Below are 25,414 nucleotides of genomic sequence, written 5' to 3'. Positions count from 1 at the left end.
AAACTTTGGATGTAGAAAACTTTAAATGGGATAGCGAGAATCAAAATGTAAGTTGGTCATTTAACGGAAAATCTATTATTAAAACCTTTCATAATGCTTATTTTGCTTCTATAAATAATCAGAGACAATATGTAATTGTCGAGGCTGGCCAAAATTATTCCCAGGATCAAATTTATTACCTTTCTTTCGATGGCTCAACTTTATTTACAATGGATAAAAGTAATGGAAAAATTAGCTGGCAATTAAAAGACCAACACGTTGAATTAAATTGCAAAGTTATTCTTCATGCGCAGATATACTTTGAACAGAATTTAGTTATTATTCTATCTTCAGAAAAACAAAACGAAAAAGTACTTAAAGGTTTTGCGCTAGATGGTACACTACTTTTTGTTAATCAACCGCCACAAGGTTTTGATTTTAATTATTTGTCAATTTCTAACAATCAACCCTCTGTCGTCTGTGATGGGGACAAGGCCCACACTGATTCTTACAACAGGAACCGTTGGCATTTTATTATTAATAACCAAACTGGGGAAATGACACGAGGAAATTTAGCGCATTGATTTTGAAAAGTCTTTTTGGAGGTTAGAGACAACAACAGCGCTCGAGCATCCGGTAGGCACAAACCCAAAGCGCATCATCACTCTAACGGTTGTGAGCGCCGCTATTTTGGCAAAATCAAGGAAGAATAAATCGTAACGGTTGTAAGAGAGCTTATTTAGCATTTTTTTAGGCTTCAGGAGCATTTTTACGCTAATTAAGCCCCACTACAACCGTTAGAAATCGAACCGCCCGTTTTTTCGCCAAATAAGCGCGTCCGCAACCGTTAGAAATCGCCGTTAGCGCGGACATTTACTATGACCCCTTTAGTATCCAAACATCCAGGCTTACTCCCCTTCGGAATAAGCCTTTTCATTTGCCGCCACGCGAGTTTCATCCGCCCTCACATAAACCCACCCGAGCCTATTCTCCCAAGCCTTTATACCCAATTCCTGGGATGTATCAAGTAGGAAGGGTATATATTTTTAACCTTGGATTTATAGTAAAATTAATCCAAACTGCCGTAATTTTATTTCCTGAATTTTCCTAAGGTTAAGGTTGGTGCATAGGGTGACTGTGCTTCGCATATCAAGAATTGTGGAAAAAACAAAAGTCGAAGGGCCCGGGTTGCGTTATGCGGTATGGGTGCAGGGGTGTCCGATACGCTGCGCGGGATGTTTTAATCCGCATACGTGGGAGATGGACGGCGGGGAAATCCGCGACATCGACGAGATCGTTTCAGATATACAGGCTGTCCGAAATACCTCACCTGAACTGGAAGGTGTAACTTTCCTGGGGGGCGAGCCGTTTAGTCAGGCGTACGAGCTAAGCGTCTTGGCCAAGGAGGTCAAGGAGATGAAGCTATCGGTCGTCACTTTTTCGGGTTATGAATATGACACCATCCGCAAATCCGGCCATCATGGTTGGCAGCAATTGCTGAAGGAAACCGACCTGCTGATCGATGGTCCATATATCCAAAGCCAGCATGATTTAAGCCGCCCGTGGACCGGTTCGCGAAACCAGCAGTACCGTTTTCTCACGGATCGATATAAAGAACTGGAGGCCCGTTTGCCTGCCATCGCGAATAAAATAGAAATACAACTGCACGCCGACGGCACCATCACTGCGAACGGAATGGCTCAATTGGCGGATTTGGAGCTTTTGCTGGGACTGGGTTATGAACGTAAGGAGGATAAAAAATGAGTCTGGAAATTGTGCTGATTCCCGTCGCGATTGCATTAACCAAGGAAATTGCCGAAGGGATCTCCCGCAAACTGGAAAACAAGGAGAACAACCTGCTGATCCTGGAAACGCGCATGAAGGATGAAGCTTTGCTGAAGCAAGCGCTCGAGGAGTGGGATTGTTCGTTCCGTACCGCTGAGGGGGTAGAGGCCGTGGAGTTTGCTTCATCCGTCACAAACGAAGTTATTTTTACGGTCAATGAAGCGGGCTGCTACACGCTGATTCTGCCTGAAACGGCGGACCAGGCCGCTTACGAAGAGTGGATTGCCAACGTTGAGCAATCTTATACCCGTCACCTTCAGCAAAAGGTCTATCAGAATCTGGTGGAGAAGGCGAGAAGCCAGGGTTTGATCCTGGAACAGGAGGAGCGGCTTAGGGATCGTTCGATCCAACTGACGTACATATTGAATAGATAAGGAGATAGGCATGTTTAGAACGTATACCGAGCGCGGGAAAGCCTGGGAAATCACCAACAGCTGGTGGATTCTTCTGACTTTGGTTCCTTTTGCGATGACAAGTTTTATCGCTTTTTTGTACATAGGACTCCGGGTAAAGCTTTGGCGTTGGCAAATCTGGGGAATTGTTTATTTGGCAGCCATGATTACCGCTTTTTCCACCACAGCTATTGGGATTGGCGCGGCCATCGCGCTGTCCGTGTGGGTTGCGAGCATTATACATGCTTTTAACGTAAGGCCGGTTTTTCTGATTCAAATGGATGTGTATAAGGCTAATGAGAATGTAAGGAGCCAGCAAAAAGTCACCCAATTGAGACAAGAGGCGGAAGCGAAGTTCCAAGCGGCGGGGAGTGCGACCCAGTTTAAGCCTCCGGCTCCCAGACAGAAGGCGGAGGCGGAGCAGCCGGAGCGTACGGGGAACGAGGAACAAGATGCCGAACATCGCGAAAAGACGGATGGGCCCGCAGCAGAAGCGCCCGCAACCAACTTAAACCAAACCGGCAACGGACGCCGGATCGATTACTGATGAGATGGGGATGAAGAAATGACAGCGGCGAACCCAACCAATAAAACTAAAAAACATCTGGCCAATTTGTTCCGGGCGAGATTTCCGTACCTTTACATTCAGACCTGGGAGGAGAACCGGATTTTATCCTTGATTCGCGATGTTGCCCAGGACGCCGAACTTATCAAAACGCCGCGGGAAGTGATGCTGTGGCGGATAACGACCGGCATGATCGATGGGAAAGGCCAGGCGAAGGGAGATACAAAATCTCCCCTTAAGGCGCTGGAATTTATCGAAAAATACGATAAGCCGTGCATTTTTGTGCTGCAGGATTTTCATGTGTTTTTTGGCGGCGAGTGGCGGGCACCGGATTATCAGATTATCCGCAAGCTAAGGGATATGCTGACCAATATCAAGCAGAGCGAGCATCCGATCAACGTTATTTTTACATCCCCGTTTCTGACGCTTCCGGATGATTTGCAAAAGGACGTCACGATCGTCGATTTTGAGCTGCCTTCTTTTGAAGAGATCAAGGCTGTGCTTGAGGAAATGATTCAAATTAATGAGCAGAGCGGGCGGATTCAGATCGATCTGGATGACGAGGGCAAGGAGCGGTTAGCCAAGGCAGCGCTCGGCTTGACGCTTTCGGAGGCGGAAAACGCCTTTGCGCGCGCCATGGTCGAGGACGGAAAGCTGGATATTCATGATGTCGAAGTCGTCCTGCAAGAAAAAGAACAAATCATCAAGAAAACCGAGATTTTGGAGTTCGTGCGCAGCGATCTGAAAATGGCGGATGTCGGCGGGCTGGAAAATTTGAAGCGCTGGCTGTCCAAACGCAACAAATCCTGGCTGGATTCGGCCCGTAAATACGGATTGCCGGCTCCCAAAGGGGTACTGATTACCGGCGTCCCGGGCTGCGGCAAAAGCTTGATTAGCAAATCGATCAGCTCGATGTGGCAGCTGCCTTTGCTGCGTCTGGACATGGGCAAAATATTCAGGGGCATCGTCGGAAGCAGCGAAGAGAATATGCGCAAAGCGATCAAAACGGCGGAGGCGATCTCCCCTTCGATTCTGTGGATCGATGAAATCGAGAAGGGCTTCAGCGGTTACTCCGGGGGCGCCGACAGCGGCACCTCGGCCCGGGTGTTCGGGCAGTTTCTGACCTGGATGCAGGAGAAAACAAGCCCCGTGTTCGTGATCGCGACGGCGAACAACATTTCCGCGCTGCCCGCCGAACTGATGCGCAAAGGAAGGTTCGATGAAATTTTCTTTGTGGACCTGCCGACCAAGCGGGAAAGAAAAGATATTTTGAAGGTCCATATTTCGAAGCGGTTAACGGACCCGGACGTTTCCGGCGAGTTTGAGCTTACGGAAGAAATCCTGGAGTATTTGTGCTCCAGATGCGAAGGTTTCGTGGGTGCGGAGATCGAGCAGTTGGTGATCGATGCTTTGTTTGAGGCCTATGCGGAAAATTCGGCGGTTCGCCTGGAGTTTTTTGAACGGGCCATCGCCAACACCGTGCCGCTTTCAGTGACGCTTGCCGAACATATCCGCGGCATACGGGATTGGGCGAACGTTCGGGCGGTAGCGGCAACTCCCCGGGAGGACCGGGAAGAGTACGCGAATGAAGGCCTCGCCAACCCTTACGGGGGAATTCTGGCGGGCACGGGCGAGTTTGATGATGTCCGTTTTAAACGCGGCGGAAGAACGGTCGATTTTTAAGGAGGGCATCATGATGATGGAAAAAATACAAATCCGGATATGTCCCGATGGCCGGATCGAAGCGGAAACGCTGGGCATCAAAGGGGAGAAATGTAAGGATGTGATCGGGCTGCTTGAAGGGTTGCTGGATGCTGAAGTGGTAGAGACCAATTTAAAGCCGGAGTTTTATGAAACGGCTGGGTTAAAGTTACGCGAAACGTTAAGGCGGGAGGAATAAGCGGTGTATTCAACGAGTGAAATCCGTTCGGCCGCGAGAAGAACGGCGCAAGGAGAAGCGGACTTGAGAAAGACCGAGAAACAGCTTGGCTCCCATGTACAGGAGACGTCTTCCTGGTGGAAAGGAAAGGCCGGGACTGCGTTCAAGGATGATTATACAGGAAAAACCAGGAATGAAATCAACCGGCTGTGTTCGGAGATCCGCGATATAGAGTCGGGACTTGAACGGCTGGCCCGGGAAGTCCAGATCGCCGATGACCGGCGCAGGGCTGAAGCGGCAAGAAAGGCACAGGAGCTAGAGCGAGAGAAGCAAAAGAAAGCCAAGAGATAATCCGAGATACGGAGTGCGATTGAATGATACTGAATGAACAACAATACCTATGGTTATGTGAATTGACGGGCACCGGGCTGCTGACTTCGCAGCACACCGGCAGTGTGAAGGAAATCGCTCGCAGCCTGCAGCCCTCCCTTGCGGATCGGGGGCTGGGGGATTTGGCCGAGGCTATTCTGGAGTCCGCGCATTTAGCGGATTTGGAGCTGGCCTTCCAGGGCGGCGAACGCGGCGCCGAGTGGGTTCTTTTTACGGATCAAGCGCATCGTCAAGGCGTAATCACCGTTTCGGACCCTAAGGTGTCCGAAGATGATGATACATATTCGTTCCCGTTGGATGGAGTGGTCCATAAACTTCGGGAAGTGCTGGTCCCCGGGATAAAGCATGTGTTTACCGGTCTGGGGCAAAGAGGCTGGCATGCCGCTTTGCTCGCGGAAGCGCTGGAGGCGGAAGCCGTCGTTTTTGGCGCCCCGGCCATGGAAGAACTTCCGGGGAAGTCCGTCAACTTTGTGGGAGAAGATGATCCGGTAGGGGACCATACCAGGAAGGTTGTTTTTGTGAAGCAGGCCGAGGACCTTGGCGAAGAGGACGAAGCCTTTTTGTATAGAAAGCTGGTCTTTGAAGAAAGCGGGAAAGCGGTTGTATCGGGACAAAGTGAATTTTCCCGGTTTGTGAGCTGGTTTTATAATACAGCCGGGACCGTGGAACCCGAGGTATGGAAAATCTTTTTTCCCGGATCGGAAGAAGAGGAAGCTATGCTGCTGGCGGATCTTGGGGTTTACTCCGTTTTCATGAAGGTCGGTGAACTGAATAAAGAGAAGCTTCTACACGCCATTGACGCAACAGTGCGATATGCCGCCGGACAATTGGAAGCGGGCCGCGATCAGTTGGCAGCCGAACTGGATAAACTGCCTGATGACAACTATGAAACCTTAGTTTCGGAGAAGGCGGAAAAATATGCGATGAAGGCAACGGATTTCGTGATGCGTATCTTTGAAAGCGTCCAGACGGTGCTGATGGGAGTCACTCTGTTTACGCTGGAACAGGAAACGTTCGATATGGATACCCCGATTGACAGTTTCCGAACGCAGATTTATGACTTGCTGGATCAGGAATTGGAGCGGGTGAAGGCTTGCCTCGACCAAGCAATCGCCCGCCGGCTGGAAGATTCCTTCCAGATTCCCGATTTCGGCTTTGAATGGTAAGGGGGAAAACGGATGAGTCAACGGGCGGTACGAATTTTGCTGGTTGTGTTGGCAGGAATGATCATTACTTTAGGAGTGAGCGGATGTATGGGTAAGAAGCAGGAACAGCAAGCCGGGGAAAACAAACCAAACCCGGAAGTCATTAAAGAACGGGTTCTGACTCATTTGCAGGAGAAATATGGGGAAGAGTTCGTGGCGGTGTCCTTTAGCGGCAGTGGTTGGGCTTACCCTTATAACCAAATGTATTTGTATCCAAAGAATGGTTCGGAATCAAATCGTTTTGAAGCTCGCATTGTGATTAATAAAGATGGTACCTACGATATTAGCGACGGGTATTTTGGGGTTTTAATCGCTCCCGAATACGCGAAAATGGTTTCCGGATTCGTGGGAGGAATTTATAAAGATTTTAAGTTTTCCGTCGATTTTGGGGAAGGTGTGTTTCCGGACCGTTTGAACAAGAACACGAAACTGGAAGAAATTTATAACGAAAACGAATATTTCAATGCGGATATTACGGTTTTTGTAAAGGAAGAATCGGCCAAGGGAATTGATACTACTGATAGTTTAAGTAAGGTTGCTGCGAAAATGATAGAAAAGAAATTGGTCGGGAATGTATCCATTTATATAGTTAAGGATGAAAAGTTTGATTCTATAACGATGGAAGCCTTGAATGCGGTAAACGAGGATGAATACTTCATTGGAGATAGCAACACTGTTATGATCGGCAACGATTTGAAGATTTTGGATTTGGAGTAGGAAGGAGGCGGAACAATGGGGGAACTAAGTGAAAGTCAGTTAATACTTTTGGATAATTTAATATATCTTGATGGTGTGGCAAACAGAAACGGTAAAACCGTTAAAGTGATTGTAAATGATCTTTTGAAGGGCGGGCTGGACAAAAACCGCACCGTAAAAGACGGTATTGTCAGCTACCCCGGTCAAATGTCCAGAGAAGAATGGATTACTGTATTACAAGCCATTAAAAAAGATCCCCAATTAATGAATTTAAAAGTTAAACATGGCGAAGTCGGGAACGTATATGACAAAAGTGGCAATCTTATCACTGATGGGCATGGGAAACCGTTGGAAGTTGGCGCCCGGATGGCTACTTTTGTCGAGACGGGGACAGATGAGGCTGGTAAACCGATAGTAAAGGAAGCTACTGTTGTTTTCCGCGGTACTTCCGGGGATCTCGAATGGCATGACAACGGTACAGGCGGATATTTAACCGATACCGAGATGCAGCAGCGCGCTTTGGCATATATTGAGAAATTGCCCTATAGCAACATTACGGTTACCGGCCACTCCAAGGGAGGCAACAAGGCTCAGTATGTCGGGATTCTTTCCGATAAGGTGGATCGGGTTGTTTCCTTGGACGGACAGGGATTTTCCAAAGAGTTTGTTGAAAAATACAAGGATCTGATCGAAGCGAATAGTCATAAAATCACATCCGTTTCCGCGGAAAATGACTACGTAAATTGCCTGCTGATTCCGGTGGCGGGAAAAATCATCTACATCGATACCGAATATCAAAAAGATTTTCTCAGAAATCATAGTCCAGGCATCGTGTTGGATGAAAACGGGCAGCTGCGGGAGGTCACTAACCAAGGGGCGATTCCTCAGCTCGTAAACGACTTAACGATTTATTTAAACGCCCATATGGAAGAGCCGGATCGAAGTTATGCGATGGACGGATTGTTGGCTTTGATGGAAAGCGGGGAAGAGGGGTTTCAAAAAGAGAGCCAATCCCAAACCGATCAAAGCATCAAAATTGTGCTGCCGTATGTAGGGGATTACCTGCTAGAGAAAGCTGCCCAGGGAGGCAAAGATTTTGGGGGCCTTTTGGCAAGCGCTTTGGGTGCCGCAGTCATGCCTCGGGAATATCTGGATGATTTTTTGCGTTATTTGAAAATCAATGCCGACAATTTCGGCTACATGTTTCAACTAGGGAAAGAAGTCGGAACGATCATTAAAGACATTGTCCTGGAGAAATTATCGGGTTTCTTGTCCGATTTGGCGGATAAAATTTCGGATAAAGCCAAAGCGATCGGGGATGCCATCGCCAGCTTCGCCGGCAAAATCAAAGACGGTTGGGACGCTATGGTCCGCGGTATCGAAAATTTTTTCGCGGATGTCAAACATGCCGGTGAAGCCGCAATGCAGGCAGTGAACCGGTTTATGGACAAGCTCGTTCAGGGGGTTCAGAATTTCTGCAACTGGATTGCCGAGGGAACCAGAAAGGCGATCGAAGCTGCCAAAAATGCCTGGAACAGTTCCGTGGATAAGGTGAAAAGCTGGTTTGGGGACGTGAAAGAGAGCATTTCCAATAAAGTGGGTGCCCTGAAAAACGGGATAAAACATGTAGTCGAACTAACCCGGGAGGGCTTCCGTAAATTTATTGACGCGTCGGTAACCAAAGCGAAGGAGATCGGGAATTGGCTCGTTACCAAGCTGGATCAGGCCCGGAACACGGCGATCGAGATCGGGGCCAAAGTCAGCGCGGCCTTTACGGCGATGGCGGATAAACTGAAGGCAGGTTGGGAAAGCGTGAAGACCGGCATGAAAAATTTGGCCGGGAACATTAAAGAGACCGCTGTCCGGGTTGCCGAGGCGATGGCGCGTTTTGCCCAAACGTTGAGCCGGGCGGTTAAAAGCTTCTGCGATAAAATTGTCGCAGCCTATAAACGGATGATGGAAGGCCTGAAACAGGGCTGGGATAACCTCGTCGGCAATATCTCTACGCTTTTCAGCAAAGCGACAAATTTGATCCGGCAGGAAGTCGATGAATTTAAAGACAACGTGAAGTCGGCGGTAAGCATGACCAGGGGCAAAGTGAAGGATTTCGGTAAACAGGCCGTTAAGGGAATCAAGGGATTTACGGGCAAAGTCGTGAAGGGAATGTCCAAAATCTCCGGCGGGCTGCTAATGGTCAGCGTAAACCGGCTTACCGACCTGCAGAGCAAATTTAAACGAATGGACGATGATTTTGTTTCCACAACCAGCCGAATTGTGAACGATGCGGAGCGGATCGCGTCGAACGTCTCGCGCGCCTATAGCGAGTCTAACGTGCAGAGTCAAATTCGCCAGCTGCAAAGGGCGATCGACGATGTCCGGAACCGCCGCAATCAAGTCGCTGCCGAAATGCAGCGGAAAATCCGTTCCCTCTCGATGGCGCGGGATCAATACGTGAAGATCGAACGAATGTTGAAGAGTAATATCGGGAATCTGACGTAATCCAAGGCAACTTGCAAGAATAGCTTAGCATCCTGGGAAACCAAGGAGGGCTAAGCTTTTTTTGTCTCTATGAATATATAAAAATATAACTAAAATCATTGACAAAATATAGTACATAAGGCAAATTATAATCGTAGAATTGCCTGCATTTTACATAATAAAAAATAACTAGATAGCTTACCAGGCGATTATACGAGATTTTGACGAACAGGGAGGGGATAGCGGATTCATCAAGGTATCACTTTACGTTCCCAAATGAGAAGGAGGAATACTATGACAAAAAAATGGCTTCAGCGCAGCACCGTTTTGTTCATCGCTTTTCTTTTATCTTTCACTATGAATGCCTCTTCTATGAACGTCTCCGCAGCGGAGGATTTTACTCAGGGCGTTGACGTATCTGGCAACAACGTGACTTTATGGTTCAAGTCAAAGGTCGATACGACATGGGTGGATGTCCATTATACGGTGAATTCGGGCGTTCAGCAAAATCTCAGAATGACTTACAACGCCGGAGCCGGAAGATATGAGCAATTTATCGATTCGGCCGCCGGAGCCGTGATTGAATATTTCTTCACTTATAATAACGGCACTCCAGCTTATGACACGACGACCTTCACCTATCGAGGTACAGGACAAACGGACCCAACGGACCCAACGGAACCAACGAAGCCAACAGAGCCAACAGGCGGCTCAATTTACTCGATCCCGGCTTCTTCGATTCCCAATCCTACCGGAGGCGGGGTTAGCCTCAAAGTCATGAACGGCACGGGCGGGGCCTATGCCGACAATCAAATTTACTGGGGAGTTATCGGCAAAAATCCGGCCAACGGCCAATGGAGTTATTTGAATCTGTCCGGTCAACTCGTGCCCATTTCAACCGCTTTAAACGATGCTCCCGGTCATTTAACGAAAAATGGCGCCAACTATGCCAACATCTATCACAAGGTCAGCGACACTTCCTGGGTTAATCTTCCCAAGATCACTTCAGGCAGATTGTTCCTTAGCGTAGGTTCTCCTTTGTATATTAAAACCTTTGACGACGGTTTCGCCGGTCCGGATCTCAACAATCCTACCGATCCCAACCTCGATGTCTATTTCGACTTTGCCGAATTTACGGTCGATGATGCCGGATATCACGGGAACACAACAAGGGTTGATCAGTTCGGCTTCCCGATTCAGCACCGCTTGGTCAACAAAGCGGGAAACTACGACCGGACCGTAGGCGAATTCGAATCGGAAACCCGTTCCGGCCTGTTTGCAAAATACCAGAAAGAGGTGCCTACCGAGTTCAAATCGCTGGGAACCTTGCAGGCGCCCTATCGCATAGTCAGTCCCATGATCGGGCCGTTTAAGTCCGGGGGAGCCTATGAAAACTATTTTGCCGGCTATTCCAGCATCTCCACCCGCGACATCCTGCTCGGCATCGGCGGCGCCAGCGATCCTCAGGTTTGCGCGGCGCTCAACCGGCACGTATTTACGTCTTCCAATTGGAATGATGTCAGCCAATACTATAAGGCCGCGCCGGCCAACTATTATGCAAAATTTTGGCATGATCACAGCATCGACGGCCTGGCCTACGGTTTCGCCTATGATGACGTAAACGGACAAGCCGCTTACCTGGAAGTCGGTGATCCCAAAGGTGTGATCGTTAGAGTAGGCTGGTAGATTGCTGCCTATTTCAATTTAGTAGATTGTTAAGAAGAAAGGATTGAATATATGAGGAATCATAAAAAGAAATTCTCTTTTTTAGTCGTATTGGCATTATTGATTTCACTTTTCACACCACTAGGATTAAACGCACAGGTCTCCCAAGCGGCAGCCGATCAAGCTGCGACCGTAGCCGATACCGGCCGGGTTTTGCTGGCCAGCGCCTATCCGGAATGGGATAGCAGCAAAGTCTATCTCGGCGGAGACATCGTCTCCTATAACGGGCAAGAATACAAGGCCAAATGGTGGACTCAAGGAGAAGCTCCCGGTACATCGGAGGTCTGGGAACTAAACGCACCATCGGACGGCACCCATCCGGCATGGAACAGCGGAACGGCTTATGTTGCCGGTAATATCGTTTCTTACAACGGCCAACTGTACAAAGCCAAATGGTGGACTCAAGGGGAAACCCCCGGCGCTGCGGACGTTTGGGAGCTGATTTCGGGCAATCCCGATCCTACCGACCCAACGGATCCAACCGATCCAACCGATCCAACCGATCCTACCGACCCAACCGACCCAACCGACCCGACGGATCCGCCCCTTTCAGGCGGCTTCAAAGTAGTGGGATATTACCCAAGTTGGGAACCCGGCAAGATCAACACGATTCAATATCATAACCTGACGCATATCAATTATGCGTTCGCCATTCCGACCAGTGAAGGCGGGCTTCTGCCGCTGGAGAATGCCAGTGCCGCCAGCCAAATTATCCAGACGGCTCATGCCAACGATGTGAAGGTCCTGCTTGCGATAGGCGGCTGGTCTTACAATGGAACCCCGCTGGAGAACACCTTCATGGCGGCGACCAGTACGCCGGAGAAGATTAAAAAGTTCGGCGACGCTATCATCACAATGGCTAAGCAATACGGGTTTGATGGCGTGGATATGGACTGGGAGCACCCGAGAACGGACGGTTCGAGCAAGCAGCAGTATGAAGATTTGATGGTGTACTTGAGCAAGGAGCTTAAAAAGCAAAACATGCTCCTGACCTCCGCCGTCCTTAGCGGTGTGACTCCGGAAGGCGTGATTTATTGGGATGCGGCGGCTCACACTGACAAGGTCATCAATGCAGTGGACTGGTTTAATGTGATGGCTTATGACGGAGGCGACGGGAACAGGCATTCCACCTATGATTTTGCCGTGCTTAGCGGAAAGTATTGGAAGGAAACGAGAAAAATGCCCGCGGAAAAAGTCGTTTTGGGCGTTCCTTTCTACGGCAGACCTTCCTGGGCTTCCTATGCCGCTATTTTGCAAGCCAACCCCAATGCCTATAACACCGACGTTTCTATGATCAACGGTATGGAAGCTTACTATAATGGTGTTCCGACCATTAAGAAAAAGACCCAATTTGCGCTGGAGCAGCTTGGAGGCATCATGGCCTGGGAGCTGACCCAGGATACCACCGATTCCAGCAAAAGCTTGCTGCAGGCCATCGGTGATACCGTAAGAGCCTCTAATAAATAGTCATAAAAAGCGCGAGCAGCAAGGGAACTAATCCCCTGCTGCTCGCGTGCTTTTCACTGTACGGAACCCTTATTTGATCACCAAATGGAACCCGTTCTGAATGTAATACAGATCAGGATAGGCGATATTGCGGGTAATTAGGTTATTGAATGTGGCGGAACCGTTGTTCGTGTAGGCAAAGATCGCCGCTCCCGGATGCGGTCCCGAGAAGCGCGAGGTCGTTACCCCGTCCAGGCCGGTGCCGTCGATCGTGATGTTGTTGAACACGATGTTTTGGAAGCCGCCGCCGTATCCGAGCTGGATGGCGTCGCGTTGGCTGTTGATGATATCGATGTTGTTGAACGTGACGTTCCGGATGGCGTCGGTCGAAGCTTCCAGATCGATGGCGCCGCGTTCCCCGTTATATAGGTCTTTGCTGGTGCCGCTGTTGATGATCGTGGTATCCGAGAACTCAATGCCGGTGTTGTTTTGGAAATGATAACCCGGGAACACGGTGTTCATACGGATGCCGGAGCCGCCGACAGCGTCGATGATCAGGTTGTGGGTGGCCTTGTGTCCGCTGCCGCCAAAAATGCCGATGCCGCCGGCGCGCCAGTTGTTTTCGATCGTGTTGTACGAGAACGTATTGTTCACGCCGGCGGGAGCGCCGTTTACGTTACTCGTCCAGATCGCCAGCGCGTCGTCGCCGTTATTGCGCAGGTTGCTGTTGCGTACGGTCGAATGGCTGGTACCCTGGGCGAAATTGACCCCGTCGGCAAGGTTGTTGCGGATGCGGCTGTTTTCGATGACCAACCCCGTTGCGATCATGGCCGGCGTATGGGCGTAGTCCCCGACCCAGAACCCGCATTCAAAATGCTCCACCCACACGTTGTGGATCTTCGAGTTCGTGCCGAAATTGTCCATGAAACCTTTATAAACGGCCTCCTGGTTGTACCGCGACCGCAAATTCGAGTTCATGTATACATTACTGAAGTCAAGCTGACCTGAAATGCGGAGCGAGATCCCGCCGGACGCCCGGTTGGGATTGGTGAACTGCAAATTCGTATGCCAGATCCCCGCGCCCATGACCTTGAGATCATCGATCATTTTGCTCGCCGAACCGATTTCCCACATACCTCCAAGATGGAAGGTGCCCTCCGGAATATACAGGGTTTTGCCTTCCGCCACCGCGGCATTCACGGCTGCTTTAAAAGCGGTAAGGTCATCTTGACCATCGTCCGCGACAGCGCCGTAATCGGTGACGGAAACCGCATTGGCCGGACGAGCGATAGGATCGGGTACCCGCTCAATTTCAATGAAATCTACACCGTATTCGATGTTGTCGTTGCCCTTCTGAATGCGGATAGTGTCGCCGGGTTCAAGGGGCGTGTCCAGCTTCCAGTGCACTTCATCAAAACGGAAAAGCGGGCGTCCCGCGCCGGGCGTATCTCCGGGCTGATCGCCCGAGAAGTATTGCCAGTTATAGTACGAGGTCAACGGTACGGCCTTCACCTTGGCGCCGTTGACGTAAACGTCAATTGAGCCGTTTTGTCCCATCCCGTCGGAGGAATCGGGCATCGTGAAGCGTATCGTTACGCCGTCTCCGCCTTGCCCCGGTTTAACCTTCCATTCCAAATAGGAGCCGCTTGAAGGCAGGGCGACGTATTTTTGACCGGAGGCCTCGGATGCGGTCAGCGCCTGATCGAAGTTCGGCGCGCTCATCAGTACAGCACCGCCGCCGCGGGCAGCCTCGTCGGTGTCATAGCGGAAATACGGCATGCTTGCCCCGCGCTGAGCGTACACGGCCAGGTTGGCCGAACTGGTGTTGTTTTCCCGTTTCGCCGCAGCTTCATTCTTGTCCGGGGCCACGGTGATTTGCACCGTGTAGTTTCCGTCCGCTGCCGTCCACGTTCCCGGAATCGCGATATCGGCGTCCGCACCTGCCGCCAATGCGCCTTGATAAGCTCCGGTTAGCGTTTGCAGCGTAGTGCCGGCGGTATTTTTAAGCGTCAGCGTGACTTCATGAGCGCCGCCGGCCGTTGCAATCGAGCCTTGGTTTTTCAGGTTTACATGAAAAGATACCGCGTTCCCCGCAACCGGGGTGCTCGGCGTCCAGGAGACCGTTCCGACCAAGTCGGAGCTGGCTATGGGCGCGATGACAAGCGGCGTTGGATTCGTAAATTCGTTGTTCGTCTCATCCAGCTCAATCACTGAATTACGCTCGTCGGCCTTGGCGCTGACCGAGTAAGAAGCGGCGGTTTTCGCGCCGGCATTTAGCGATACCGCCGCCACAGCGCCGGCGTTCAGCGCTTCGACAGGGGAAGTGCCGGCCAGTGTTCCGTTCAGGTAGAAGCCGACATCCGTCGCCGGGGAGGGGGCTGTGCCGATATTTTTCACGGTTGCGGTTAAAGTGACGGCATCCGTTTCCCCCGGGTTTTTCGGCGTCCAGGATAAATCGGTCACGGTTAAGTCCGGGTTGGCCGCCGGGACACCGAAAACCTGGAACTCGGCCACTTGCCCGCCGGGTGCGCCAGAGTTCGAAGTAAACTTGAGCTGCACGCTGCTCGCCGTCCCGCTGACGGGAATCGTTACGGTGTTTTGCGTAGCCGGGTTAAAGGTGTACTTTGCCTCGGAAACCAGGCTCGTAAAGGTCGAGGAGCCTTGCTCGCGGCCCAGCACCTGGATCGTTTGCGTGCGCGTTCCCCATTCGCTTGACGGATTCAGTTTGATCACTATCGAGGAAAGGTTGGCGTTGGCTCCCAAGTCTACGGTTAATGTGCTTGGATGGCCGTTTCCTTCCCAATACGTGTTGATGTTGTCATCATTGGCATTGGCGGCCACATAATTAAAGGTGGCAGAGGAGGCCTCAATCGGTTTGCCGGCCGCCAGATTCGTCCCGTCGCCTGGCTCTTCACCAGGATCGGTACCGGGATCGGGATCGCCGCCCCCGTTCTCGCTCCCGTATACCTCCACTTCGGAAAATTGCGCCGCCGGCCAGCCGGTATTGGCCGTCACATGGATTCGAACGTAACGGGTGGTCACGGCTGCGAAATCAATCTCTACCGTATTGCCGGCCGCCGGATCAAACGTATACTTGGCGGAATCGACGATAGACGAGAAGCTTGCGCCGTCATCGCTTCCCTGAACCGATAACGTCTGCGTGCGCTGCTCCCAGCCCGCCGGCAGCTTCAAAACAACCCGGTCGATGCTCGTTTTGCTGCCCAGATCGGTTTGAATCCATTGCGGGAACGCATTGTTCGTACTCTCCCAATAGGTGTTCTGATTATTATCGAAAGCATTTGCAGCAACATAAACGTCGTTATGTCCGCTTGCCGCATTGGCTTTTCCCAGTGCCAGATTCGCCCCTTCGGCGGCCTGAACCGCAGATGAACCGAGCGGGAGCAGAACAGCCCCTACCAACAATGCCATGATGCTTAACCACACCCAATATTTTTTCATCAGTACCCTCCCAATTTTTTCAGAAGTTCAACAATTTCAGACTAATAAAACTTACGATATATTCACTCCTTTACTATAATTTATAAAATAATAGAACTTAATGTAAGTTATCATAAACGCCAATTCTTCTAAAAGGAAGTAGTTTCTCTACGGAAATGATGTGTAATTTTACGAAAAAACGGTAATTTTTACTGACTAAATGCTCTCGACATTTTTTTGCAAAAGAACTCTTGACTATCTAGTCTATCGGACTTATTCTAAAACTAGATTGGTAGATTTATGAAAGTTAAATATTTTAGTGATTGATAAAGGCAAATCCATCGAAAGGTGGAGACGCAAAACTATAGGGGTTAAGGCGGCATGTCCGCTATACCAGCCAGTTACCGATCAAGAGGCCAGCGTTTCTTTAACGTTGCACGGCGGACCTTCTTATTTCGGTAAGAAGGTCTTTTTTGTTGGCTTGGACTTCATTTTCATATTGATAAAGGCAAATCCATCGAAAGATGGGGACGCAAAGCTATAGGGGCTACCACGGGAATCCGTAACGCCAGCCAGTTGCCGATATGGAAGCCAAACGTAAATACGCGGTATTTCGTTTCTTCCTGACTCGGTTGAATACGCATCGTATTCGGTGCGCTTCGGGAGGAACACGGGATGAAACGAATCGTTTATTTGGCGTTTGCACTTATTTTTACTATGAATCTAGCGGCAATTCCGGCTTATGCGGAAGATAATCAAAGTTTGGTTGCTGATATTGTCGTGTTGCCTAAGGGGGACTACAACAAGAGCGACGCAGGCAAAATGGTAAGCCGACTCTCCGAAATCCCGGCTTCTCTTCTGGAGGGCTTGAAGGACAACGGCGTCAAAATCAAGCTGGTCAACGGCAAAATTACGGATGAACCGGAATTTGCCCAGTACAAGGGCGTTACTCCGAGAGGCTGGGAAAAGACTGGGCTGACCTGGGACGATGTGCCGGGCGTCAGCATGAACGTGGTTATCGTACGAATCGGGTACAGCAACAAGGGGAAGGGCCACAACGGACAAAATCTGGAGCTTCATGAAACGTTCCATGCGATTGACCGGATTGTACTGAATAACATTAGCTCTTCGCTTGAATTTACGGAAATTTGGCAAAAAGAAGCTAACAATGATTACAGCGGTGACGGTTATCTCTCGGCGTATTCGAACGAATATTTTGCGGAGACGTCAACCTTGTATTTTTACAGTGAAGAAACAAAGAAGAAGCTGAAAGAGGACATGCCTTTGACCTACGAATTTTTGGACAAGCTGTACGCAAACGCCAATTAAACGTAAAAAAACAGCTCCCCTCCGGTTGGCTTAACCGGAAGGGAGCGTGCTTTGTTTTTATTAAGGATAGACGCGGCTAGGTTTTACTTCTTCCCAAACCTCGACTCCGGATTCATTTCTGGAGTATTCATGATGATTGGTGGCTTCAAGAATATCGTAGTAATACCACATGCTAGTGATATTGTCCGGCCACTGCTTCGTATCCTTATGAATTCCGTCCTTATCGACTTTTCTGTTCAGTACGCTGTTGATGAATTTCGCGGCTTCAGCCCGGGTAATGTATTGATCCGGTTTGAAGGTTCCGTCCGCGTAGCCTTTGATCCAGCCTTTGTTGGCTGCGGAGGCGATATATTTTTCCGCCCAGTGTCCCGTGATGTCCGTGAACATATCGTTTGGCCGTTCGTCCAGCTTGTCAAAGCGGGAAGCGATCGCCGCAAACTCGGCTCTGGTAATATATTGCCCCGGTTTAAAGGTGCCGTCCGGATATCCTGTAATAATTCCGGCATTCTCCATCGTGGAAATGTGCTTATTGGACCAGCGCGTATTTCCGACGTCGGAGAAGGAATAACCGGTTTTCAGGTAGGCGGAGCGGCTTTCATCATCCAGCAACCGGTAGAAGATCGCCGCGACTTCCTCACGGGTAATATTGTTCAGCGGCTTAACCGTGCCGTCCGGATACCCGTTAATGTAGTCGTAATGATTTTCCGTTTCAAGCGTTGGCGGAACGGCAGGCAGCGGCGGCAACGGAGGAAGCGGCTCTTGTTCGCCCGATGGTTCAGGAACTGAGCTTACCGGAACCCGAACGCTTTTTCCGCCCGAGCTGGACGAATTTTTAGTGTAGTAGAAAATATACTCTTGGCCTTCCTGATCACTAAACGTGTAGGAATCGGTTGCTTTTACCGGAGTGTAGCCGGATACCGATACGGCCGCCAGTGTTTTCGTCTCTCCTGGTTTGCCGGAAACTGTGGTCGGGTTTGCCAGTTGACGATTCGTGCCGTTTTCCAAATACTTGACGGTTAATTGACGATCCACCGCTGCGTTTTTCGTGTAATAGAAGACGAATCGCTGCTCCGGATCATCGCCAAACTTGTAATTATGGCTTGTTACTTCAGGAGTGTATCCAGCAACGGTTTTCGCGGTGAGCGAAACTTCCGATCCCGTTCTGCCGGTGATTACCGTCCGGTCGGCAAGTTCGGTACCCGTATCTTTATCAAGATAGAATACCGAAAGCTGTACCAGATCCTCAGGATCTCCTTTGCTGTAATAGATGGTAAATTCCTGTTCCGGATCTAGTGTAATTTCAAAACGGTATTCGGCTTGTTCCGGATAATATACCGCGTCGGTAGCCGAAATCGGTTCAGGATACAAGACCAAAGCTGTTCCGGCAATGCCTTTGGAAGTTGTAGGGGCGATAAGCTCTTCATTGGTCTCCCGATCCACATGGTGGATCGTTACATTGCGTTCCTGACCGGTATCACCTTGGGTATACTCAAACACGAATTGCTGCACTTGATCTTCCGTGAAGGTATACGGTACTTCATAAACGTGCGGTTTATAAACCGCCCCCGTAACGGTGTCCGTATAATCTTCGGCTGTCAGGGTAATTTTTTCGCCTACTTTGCCCGAACGTTCGGTCGGATTCAGCAGGTCTTTGCCCGTCTGCTGATCCACGTATCTGACAGTCAAGGTTCTGCTGTCATCCGGTTCGTTGGCGGTGTAGTAGAAGACGTAAGGCGGATTTTCAAGGCCAAGCTTGTAGCTGAAGCTCGACTCAACCGGGGTGTAGCCCGGGATGTCAATGGCTTTCAGCTCAACCGTTTCACCGGTCGCGCCTTTAACCGTGGACGGTTTGGCGAGTTCTTTTTCAGTGCCTTGTTCCAAGTACCGCACTTCCACACTTTGCTCATCGCCTGTGTAGTAGAAGATATACTCGTTGTTGCCCTCGGCTTTAATCGTGTACTCATACGACTCGTTTTCCGGGGTGTAGCCCGGAACTTCAGCTGCTTTGAGAGTTACGGTTTCGCCGGTCACACCCGGAACACTTTGAGGTGGAAGCAGCTCTTTCCCCGTGTTCTTATCCACGAATTTCACCGAAACGGTTTGTTCGCTTGGTGTGTAGTAGAAGATGTGCGGAGCATTTTCCAGGCTAAGCTCATAGTTGTAAGTTGACTCCACCGGGGTGTAGCCCGGGATGTCAAGAGCTTTGAGCTCGAGTGTTTGCCCAGTCACGCCTTCAACCTTAGTTGGGTCAGCGAGTTTCTTGTTCGTGCCTTGCTCGAGATACTGCACTTCTACGCTCTTCTTATCAGCGGTGTAGTAGAAGGTGTACTCATTGTTACCCTCGGCTTTAATCGTGTACTCGGCAGTTTTGTTTACCGGAGTGTAGCCCGGAACTTCAGCTGCTTTGAGAGTTACGGTTTCGCCGGTCACACCCGGAACACTTTGAGGCGGAAGCAGTTCTTTCCCCGTGTTCTTATCCACGAATTTCACCGAAACGGTTTGTTCGCTTGGTGTGTAGTAGAAGATGTGCGGAGCATTTTCCACGCCAAGCTCATAGTTGTAAGTTGACTCCACCGGGGTGTAGCCCGGGATGTCAAGAGCTTTGAGCTCGAGCGTTTGCCCGGTCACGCCTTCAACCGTAGTTGGGTCAGCGAGTTTCTTGTTCGTGCCTTGCTCGAGATACTGCACTTCTACGCTCTTCTTATCAGCGGTGTAGTAGAAGGTGTACTCATTGTTACCCTCGGCTTTAATCGTGTACTCGGCAGTTTTGTTTACCGGAGTGTAGCCCGGAACTTCAGCTGCTTTGAGAGTTACGGTTTCGCCGGTCACACCCGGAACACTTTGAGGCGGAAGCAGTTCTTTCCCCGTGTTCTTATCCACGAATTTCACCGAAACGGTTTGTTCGCTTGGTGTGTAGTAGAAGATGTGCGGAGCATTTTCCACGCCAAGCTCATAGTTGTAAGTTGACTCCACCGGGGTGTAGCCCGGGATGTCAAGAGCTTTGAGCTCGAGCGTTTGCCCGGTCACGCCTTCAACCGTAGTTGGGTCAGCGAGTTTCTTGTTCGTGCCTTGCTCGAGATACTGCACTTCTACGCTCTTCTTATCAGCGGTGTAGTAGAAGGTGTACTCATTGTTACCCTCGGCTTTAATCGTGTACTCGGCAGTTTTGTTTACCGGAGTGTAGCCCGGAACTTCAGCTGCTTTGAGAGTTACGGTTTCGCCGGTCACACCCGGAACACTTTGAGGCGGAAGCAGTTCTTTCCCCGTGTTCTTATCCACGAATTTCACCGAAACGGTTTGTTCGCTTGGTGTGTAGTAGAAGATGTGCGGAGCATTTTCCACGCCAAGCTCATAGTTGTAAGTTGACTCCACCGGGGTGTAGCCCGGGATGTCAAGAGCTTTGAGCTCGAGCGTTTGCCCGGTCACGCCTTCAACCGTAGTTGGGTCAGCCAGTTTCTTTTCCGTGCCTTGCTCGAGATACTGAACCTCTACGCTTTGCTTATTAGCCGTGTAGTAGAAGATGTACTCGTTGCCTTCAGGCTGAATCGTGTACTCGTAAGACTCGTTTACCGGGGTGTAGCCCGGAACATCGGCAGCCGTCAGAGTCACTTTTTGTCCAGCAGCACCTTTTACCGTGGTCGACTGAGCGAGTTCTTTTTCAGTTCCCTGCTCCAAATAATGAACGGTGACTGTCCGTTCAACCGCTTCCTCATATCCAAACCAAACCGTTGGTGTTGGATTGGTGGCGGTGAGCCGGATGCTTGCAGGATTTTCCCCTACTTTCAATTGATACCCGGCAATGTTTTTGGCTGTTACGGAATATTCCGCAGCCCCGATCGGCAAAGCCTCATTCCCGTTTTGATCCTTGTAATACTCGCTATAAAGCAATTCCGCGAATTCCGGCCCTTCCACTTCAACGCCTTCGGCATTGACGGGCTTGCCGTGCGCATTGACTTTATAGCCCTTCATGAGGATGGAACCGTTGCCGATGCTTACTTTCGGCACCTCAAAATCCTTCGAAACTTTCTCGTTGTTAACATTCGTATATTCGATTGTCGTTTTGCCGTTCGTAGGATAGAGGGTGTCAGAAACGGGGTTTTTGGATTGGTCCAAGACCACTTTGTAAGTCAGTGTAGCAGGTTCACCTTCGGCGATATTGCCGATGTCCCAAGTAAATGTCTCGGTTGCGGCGTTCCAAGTTACCGTACCTTGCGATACGGAATAATCCTGAGGACCGACTTGTGCGCCTTGCTTCTTGAGATTGAACATATCTCCCATCGGATCAACGACTTTGGCATTTTGAGCCGCATAGGAAATTTTTCCAGCCATTTCGCGGAAAATTGTGTTCAAATCATCGCTGTTGGCAGGGAAGTAACCTTCGCTTTGAACATCTTTCAAGACGTTCATCGCGTTGCTGTTGTTCGAGACTTCCAAGCCTACCGAAAAAATCTTGAGTCCTGCATCTTTGGCGATTTTTGCTTCGGAAATGGTACCGATGCCGTTATCTCTAACGGAAAAATTATTAATGTTATATCTTGAAGATCGCGATAATTCATAATCTCCGCCACTTCCAAGCCTATTCCCATAATTAAATTTCGTGATCGCAAATTTATAATTGCTGTTAGTCCAATCGAAACTCGTAGCCTCTGTTCCTTTGAAGCTGAAGGTCGGCTCGCCGTCGCTTAATACAACGATGAACTTATTTTGCGCCGAACTGCTGCTCAAAAGCTCGCGGGCATTTTTCACCCCTGCCTGAATATTGGTGCCGCCGTTGGCATTAATGCCGTCAATGGCGTTCTTCAACGCTTCCTTCTGCGCCGGTCCCTTAAAATCGGAAACCAGCGTGGCGGATTCGTTAAAGGATACTACCGCAATCCTGGTGGACGATTCGGTTAACAGCAAATTATCCACGAATTTCTTCGCGGCCGTTTTTGCGTTGGCCATTTTTTTATTGGTTTCCCAAGGCCAATTTGTATTCACCATACTCCCCGACTTATCGATGACCAGCACCACGTCTGAGCTAGTCTGGACGTTTTTTCCCTCAGCCTTGAGCGTGATTTCCCATTCGCCCGGGTTCCCCGTAGGTTGGGCGGTTTTGCTCAATTGAATGGCTCCGGGATTCGGCCAGACGGGATCCCCCGAACTTGCGCCGAAGACGGAGATGGGGCTCGCAAAAAGCGAAAACATGCAAATCCAAGATAATATAATTTTTAACCCGCGTTTCATTGGTTCCTCCTCATTTTTTCATAGAATTCCTCCCTTTCAGGCACTAAGATCTACCCTCCCTTGCTGCTTGGGTATTTTATATATCTCACGGAAAAAATCCGTTGAGAACGAGGGGAAAATAAAAAGGCTGCATAAACAATTACATTCATTGTTATGCAGCCGGACGGTCATTAATTCTTCACAAATTGTTAGACTCCAAGGCTTTGCGACCTAATCTTTCGATTAGTGTGCCAAATATTCGATTATGGTTAAAAAGGCCTAGCGATTAGTTAGATATTACCAAACAGATATTAAACAATTTCAATATATTTCAAAAAAAAGCACTTGTCAACAATGAAATTGATAAAAAAATCACAGCAAAGATGATACAAGCCTCCAAAAAACGGAAAATACTCGCAAGCAAGGGGCATCTTATATTTGACCATGAGAGTACCGAACAACAATAAGGATGAAATAAACATTATAACGTTATATTTACTATGCAATATTTCCGTGTTATGCTAAACACAGTTTAAACATTATAACGTTTATCCAAAAGAGGCGATCAAAGTGAAGGAAAGATTCGTTCTCCGCCATCTCAAACGGGTGACCGGAGAAGAGATCGACATCGTGATCGAGGACGGGAAAATCTCCGCGATTACCGCAGCCGGCCAGGCTCATGGAGACATAGGATGGAGCGGACAGGAGCTTGCGGGCGCGCCGGCAACATCGGAGGTGTCCAGTCTACCCGGGCGTGTGGACGCCACCGACGAAACGGGAATGGCCAGCGCTTCCCCCGTCTACGTATCCAGCGGCTGGATCGACATGCATGTCCACGCTTTTCCGGAATTCGATCCGTACGGCGACGAAATCGATGAGATCGGCGTCAAGCGGGGCGTCACGACGATCGTGGACGCCGGCAGCTGCGGCGCGGACCGGATCGGTGATCTCGTGGCCGGCGGGAAGCAGGCCGACACCAACCTGCTGGCGTTTTTGAACATTTCGCGGATCGGGCTGAAACGCATCGATGAATTGTCGAAATTGGCTTGGATTGACCGGGAAAAAGTAAAGCAGTCGATTGCCGCATACGGCGATTCCATCGTCGGTCTCAAGGCGCGGATTAGCCATAGCGTGGTTCGCGAAAGCGGGGTGGAGCCGCTGCGCATCGCGCGGGAGCTTTCGCGGGAGACGGGGCTGCCGCTGATGGTGCACATCGGTTCCGCGCCGCCCGATATCCGGGAGGTAATCCCGCTGCTGCAGCGAAAAGATATCATTACCCATTACCTCAACGGCAAAGCCAACAACCTGTTTGATGCCGCGGGCGAACCGCTTCAGGTGCTCCGTGACGCCATCAGCCGGGGCGTTCACCTCGATGTCGGCCATGGCACGGCCAGCTTTTCCTTCCGGGTGGCCGAGGCGGCCAAACGGCACGGCATCGGCCCGGATACGATCAGCACCGACATCTACCGGGGCAACCGGCTGAACGGCCCGGTGTACAGCATGGCGAATGTGCTGAGCAAGTTCCTATATCTCGGTTACCCGCTTGAAGAAGCCATCGCCGCAGTCACCACCCGAGCGGCGCAGTGGCTGGGCAGGGAGGAGCTTGGCCGCATCAGGGTCGGCGATCCCGCTAATTTGACGCTTTTCACTGTAGAGGATAAACCAATCACGCTTGTTGATTCAGAAGGAGAGCAGCGCGTCTCGGACCGCCGCATCGAAGCCAAAGGAGTGATTACCCATGGAAAATTCATTAAATGCGAAGTACGGGCTTAAACGCGTCATTAACGCCAGCGGGCGGATGAGCATTCTGGGCGTATCCGCACCGAGCGACACCGTCATGGAGGCGATGAAGCGGGGCGGCCAAAGTTATGTGGAAATCGCCGACTTGGTCGACAAGGCAGGCGATCATATCGCAAACCTTATCGGTTCCGAGGCGGCGGTCATCGTAAATTCGGCCTCGAGCGGCATCGCCCTGTCGGTTGCGGCGATCGTGACCCGGGGCGACCGGCGCCGCAGCCTGCGTCTGCACCAGGAAGAAATTCCGCAAAATGAAATCATCATTTTGAAAGGCCATAACGTGCAGTACGGCGCGCCGGTGGAAACGATGGTTTATCTCGGCGGCGGTAAGCTGGTGGAAGTCGGCTACGCCAACGAAGGCCGGGCGGAGCATATCGAAGACGCGATCGGCGACAAGACGGCGGCGATTTTGTACGTCAAATCTCACCACGCCGTGCAGAAGAACATGATCTCCGTCGAGGAGGCGTGGGAGGTGGCCCGGCGCAACAACGTGCCGATGATCGTAGACGCGGCGGCGGAAGAGGATCTGCAAAAGTACGTGAAATATTCCGATTTGGCGATTTACAGCGGTTCCAAGGCGATCGAGGGGCCCACTTCGGGGATCGTTGCCGGGAAGCGTACTTGCGTCGAATGGGTGAAGGTGCAGCTGCACGGGATCGGACGAAGCATGAAGGTGGGCAAGGAAACATCCTTTGGCTTGCTTCAGGCGCTGGACGAATACGCCGTCAAAAAGGATAACAGCGAGCAGGAAAAAGCGGCCTTGCAGGCGCTGCTGCCGCTCGGCAGCATCCCCGGGGTCCGTGTGACCATCGTGCAGGACGAAGCCGGCCGGGCGATTTACCGGGCTCGGGTACAAATCGATCCGCAGCAGGCGGGTATCACCGCCAAGGAAATGGCCGAGCGGCTGCAAAACGGCGAGATCGCCATCTATACCAGGGACTACGGGGTAAGACAGGGGTATTTCGATATTGATCCGCGTCCGCTATTGGGCGACGATATCCTTGTGATTGCCGCAAAAATACGCGAATTGGCAGGAGGACGTTAA

The 25,414-nt window shown here is 50.5% G+C and carries 17 protein-coding genes and 3 riboswitches; of the genes, 15 read left to right on the top strand and 2 right to left on the bottom strand.

What is annotated here, in order from left to right:
* Positions 1–5: 5 nt before the first annotated feature.
* From EHV15_RS31355 to EHV15_RS31300, 12 genes are all read left to right on the top strand, one after another.
* A complete protein-coding gene (locus EHV15_RS31355; protein ID WP_128634712.1) occupies positions 6–563 on the top strand; it encodes a hypothetical protein in 558 nt (185 codons plus the stop codon).
* 538 nt (positions 564–1,101) lie between these two features.
* The gene (locus tag EHV15_RS31350; protein ID WP_342774073.1) at positions 1,102–1,743 is read left to right on the top strand and encodes a 4Fe-4S single cluster domain-containing protein; all 642 of its coding nucleotides are present in this window, start codon (positions 1,102–1,104) and stop codon (positions 1,741–1,743) included.
* On the top strand, positions 1,740–2,198 hold the full coding sequence (locus tag EHV15_RS31345; RefSeq protein WP_128634710.1) for a DUF1257 domain-containing protein: 459 nt from the start codon (positions 1,740–1,742) through the stop codon (positions 2,196–2,198). Before EHV15_RS31350 ends, EHV15_RS31345 begins: the two co-directional genes overlap by 4 nt.
* Positions 2,199–2,208: 10 nt before the next feature.
* Positions 2,209–2,763, top strand: coding sequence for a hypothetical protein (locus EHV15_RS31340; protein WP_178076001.1), 555 nt, complete (start codon positions 2,209–2,211; stop codon positions 2,761–2,763).
* A gap of 18 nt (positions 2,764–2,781) precedes the next feature.
* Positions 2,782–4,464 carry an AAA family ATPase gene (locus tag EHV15_RS31335; protein WP_128634709.1) on the top strand — a complete coding sequence of 561 codons (1,683 nt, stop codon included), beginning with the start codon at positions 2,782–2,784 and terminating at the stop codon, positions 4,462–4,464.
* Positions 4,465–4,474: 10 nt separating this feature from the next.
* A complete protein-coding gene (locus EHV15_RS31330) occupies positions 4,475–4,681 on the top strand; it encodes a DUF2997 domain-containing protein (protein ID WP_128634708.1) in 207 nt (68 codons plus the stop codon).
* Between the two features lie 3 nt (positions 4,682–4,684).
* Positions 4,685–5,011 carry a WXG100 family type VII secretion target gene (locus tag EHV15_RS31325; protein WP_128634707.1) on the top strand — a complete coding sequence of 109 codons (327 nt, stop codon included), beginning with the start codon at positions 4,685–4,687 and terminating at the stop codon, positions 5,009–5,011.
* 23 nt (positions 5,012–5,034) lie between these two features.
* Positions 5,035–6,216, top strand: coding sequence for a hypothetical protein (locus tag EHV15_RS31320; protein ID WP_128634706.1), 1,182 nt, complete (start codon positions 5,035–5,037; stop codon positions 6,214–6,216).
* Between the two features lie 12 nt (positions 6,217–6,228).
* Positions 6,229–6,972 (top strand): hypothetical protein, encoded by a 744-nt coding sequence (locus tag EHV15_RS31315; protein ID WP_128634705.1) that lies wholly within the window; start codon positions 6,229–6,231, stop codon positions 6,970–6,972.
* Positions 6,973–6,987: 15 nt separating this feature from the next.
* Positions 6,988–9,450, top strand: coding sequence for an Mbeg1-like protein (locus tag EHV15_RS31310; RefSeq protein ID WP_128634704.1), 2,463 nt, complete (start codon positions 6,988–6,990; stop codon positions 9,448–9,450).
* Positions 9,451–9,723: 273 nt separating this feature from the next.
* Positions 9,724–11,115, top strand: a complete 1,392-nt coding sequence (locus EHV15_RS31305; RefSeq protein WP_128634703.1) for a glycoside hydrolase family 64 protein — start codon at positions 9,724–9,726, stop codon at positions 11,113–11,115.
* Positions 11,116–11,166: 51 nt separating this feature from the next.
* Positions 11,167–12,621 carry a glycosyl hydrolase family 18 protein gene (locus EHV15_RS31300; protein WP_128634702.1) on the top strand — a complete coding sequence of 485 codons (1,455 nt, stop codon included), beginning with the start codon at positions 11,167–11,169 and terminating at the stop codon, positions 12,619–12,621.
* A gap of 69 nt (positions 12,622–12,690) precedes the next feature.
* On the opposite strand, the gene EHV15_RS31295 is transcribed toward EHV15_RS31300, so the two are convergent.
* Positions 12,691–16,059 (bottom strand): discoidin domain-containing protein, encoded by a 3,369-nt coding sequence (locus EHV15_RS31295; protein WP_128634701.1) that lies wholly within the window; start codon positions 16,057–16,059, stop codon positions 12,691–12,693.
* 300 nt (positions 16,060–16,359) lie between these two features.
* Positions 16,360–16,447, top strand: a riboswitch (cyclic di-GMP riboswitch).
* 88 nt (positions 16,448–16,535) lie between these two features.
* A riboswitch (cyclic di-GMP riboswitch) is annotated at positions 16,536–16,622 on the top strand.
* A 91-nt stretch (positions 16,623–16,713) separates the two neighbouring features.
* Between EHV15_RS31295 and EHV15_RS31290 the strand changes: the two genes are divergently transcribed.
* Positions 16,714–17,367 (top strand): anthrax toxin lethal factor-related metalloendopeptidase, encoded by a 654-nt coding sequence (locus tag EHV15_RS31290; RefSeq protein WP_128634700.1) that lies wholly within the window; start codon positions 16,714–16,716, stop codon positions 17,365–17,367.
* A gap of 60 nt (positions 17,368–17,427) precedes the next feature.
* On the opposite strand, the gene EHV15_RS31285 is transcribed toward EHV15_RS31290, so the two are convergent.
* Positions 17,428–22,593: a MucBP domain-containing protein gene (locus EHV15_RS31285; protein ID WP_128634699.1), complete on the bottom strand. Its 5,166-nt coding sequence runs from the start codon at positions 22,591–22,593 to the stop codon at positions 17,428–17,430.
* Between the two features lie 151 nt (positions 22,594–22,744).
* A riboswitch (cyclic di-GMP riboswitch) is annotated at positions 22,745–22,835 on the bottom strand.
* A gap of 307 nt (positions 22,836–23,142) precedes the next feature.
* On the opposite strand from EHV15_RS31285, the gene EHV15_RS31280 reads away from it, so the two are divergent.
* On the top strand, positions 23,143–24,345 hold the full coding sequence (locus EHV15_RS31280; RefSeq protein WP_246061843.1) for an amidohydrolase/deacetylase family metallohydrolase: 1,203 nt from the start codon (positions 23,143–23,145) through the stop codon (positions 24,343–24,345).
* Positions 24,311–25,414 carry a DgaE family pyridoxal phosphate-dependent ammonia lyase gene (locus EHV15_RS31275; RefSeq protein WP_128634698.1) on the top strand — a complete coding sequence of 368 codons (1,104 nt, stop codon included), beginning with the start codon at positions 24,311–24,313 and terminating at the stop codon, positions 25,412–25,414. Before EHV15_RS31280 ends, EHV15_RS31275 begins: the two co-directional genes overlap by 35 nt.

Source organism: Paenibacillus oralis (genome assembly GCF_003863965.1).
Taxonomy (GTDB): domain Bacteria; phylum Bacillota; class Bacilli; order Paenibacillales; family Paenibacillaceae; genus Fontibacillus; species Fontibacillus oralis.
The sequence above is the reverse complement of the archived record's forward strand: the minus strand, read 5'-3'. Positions and strand labels throughout refer to the sequence as shown.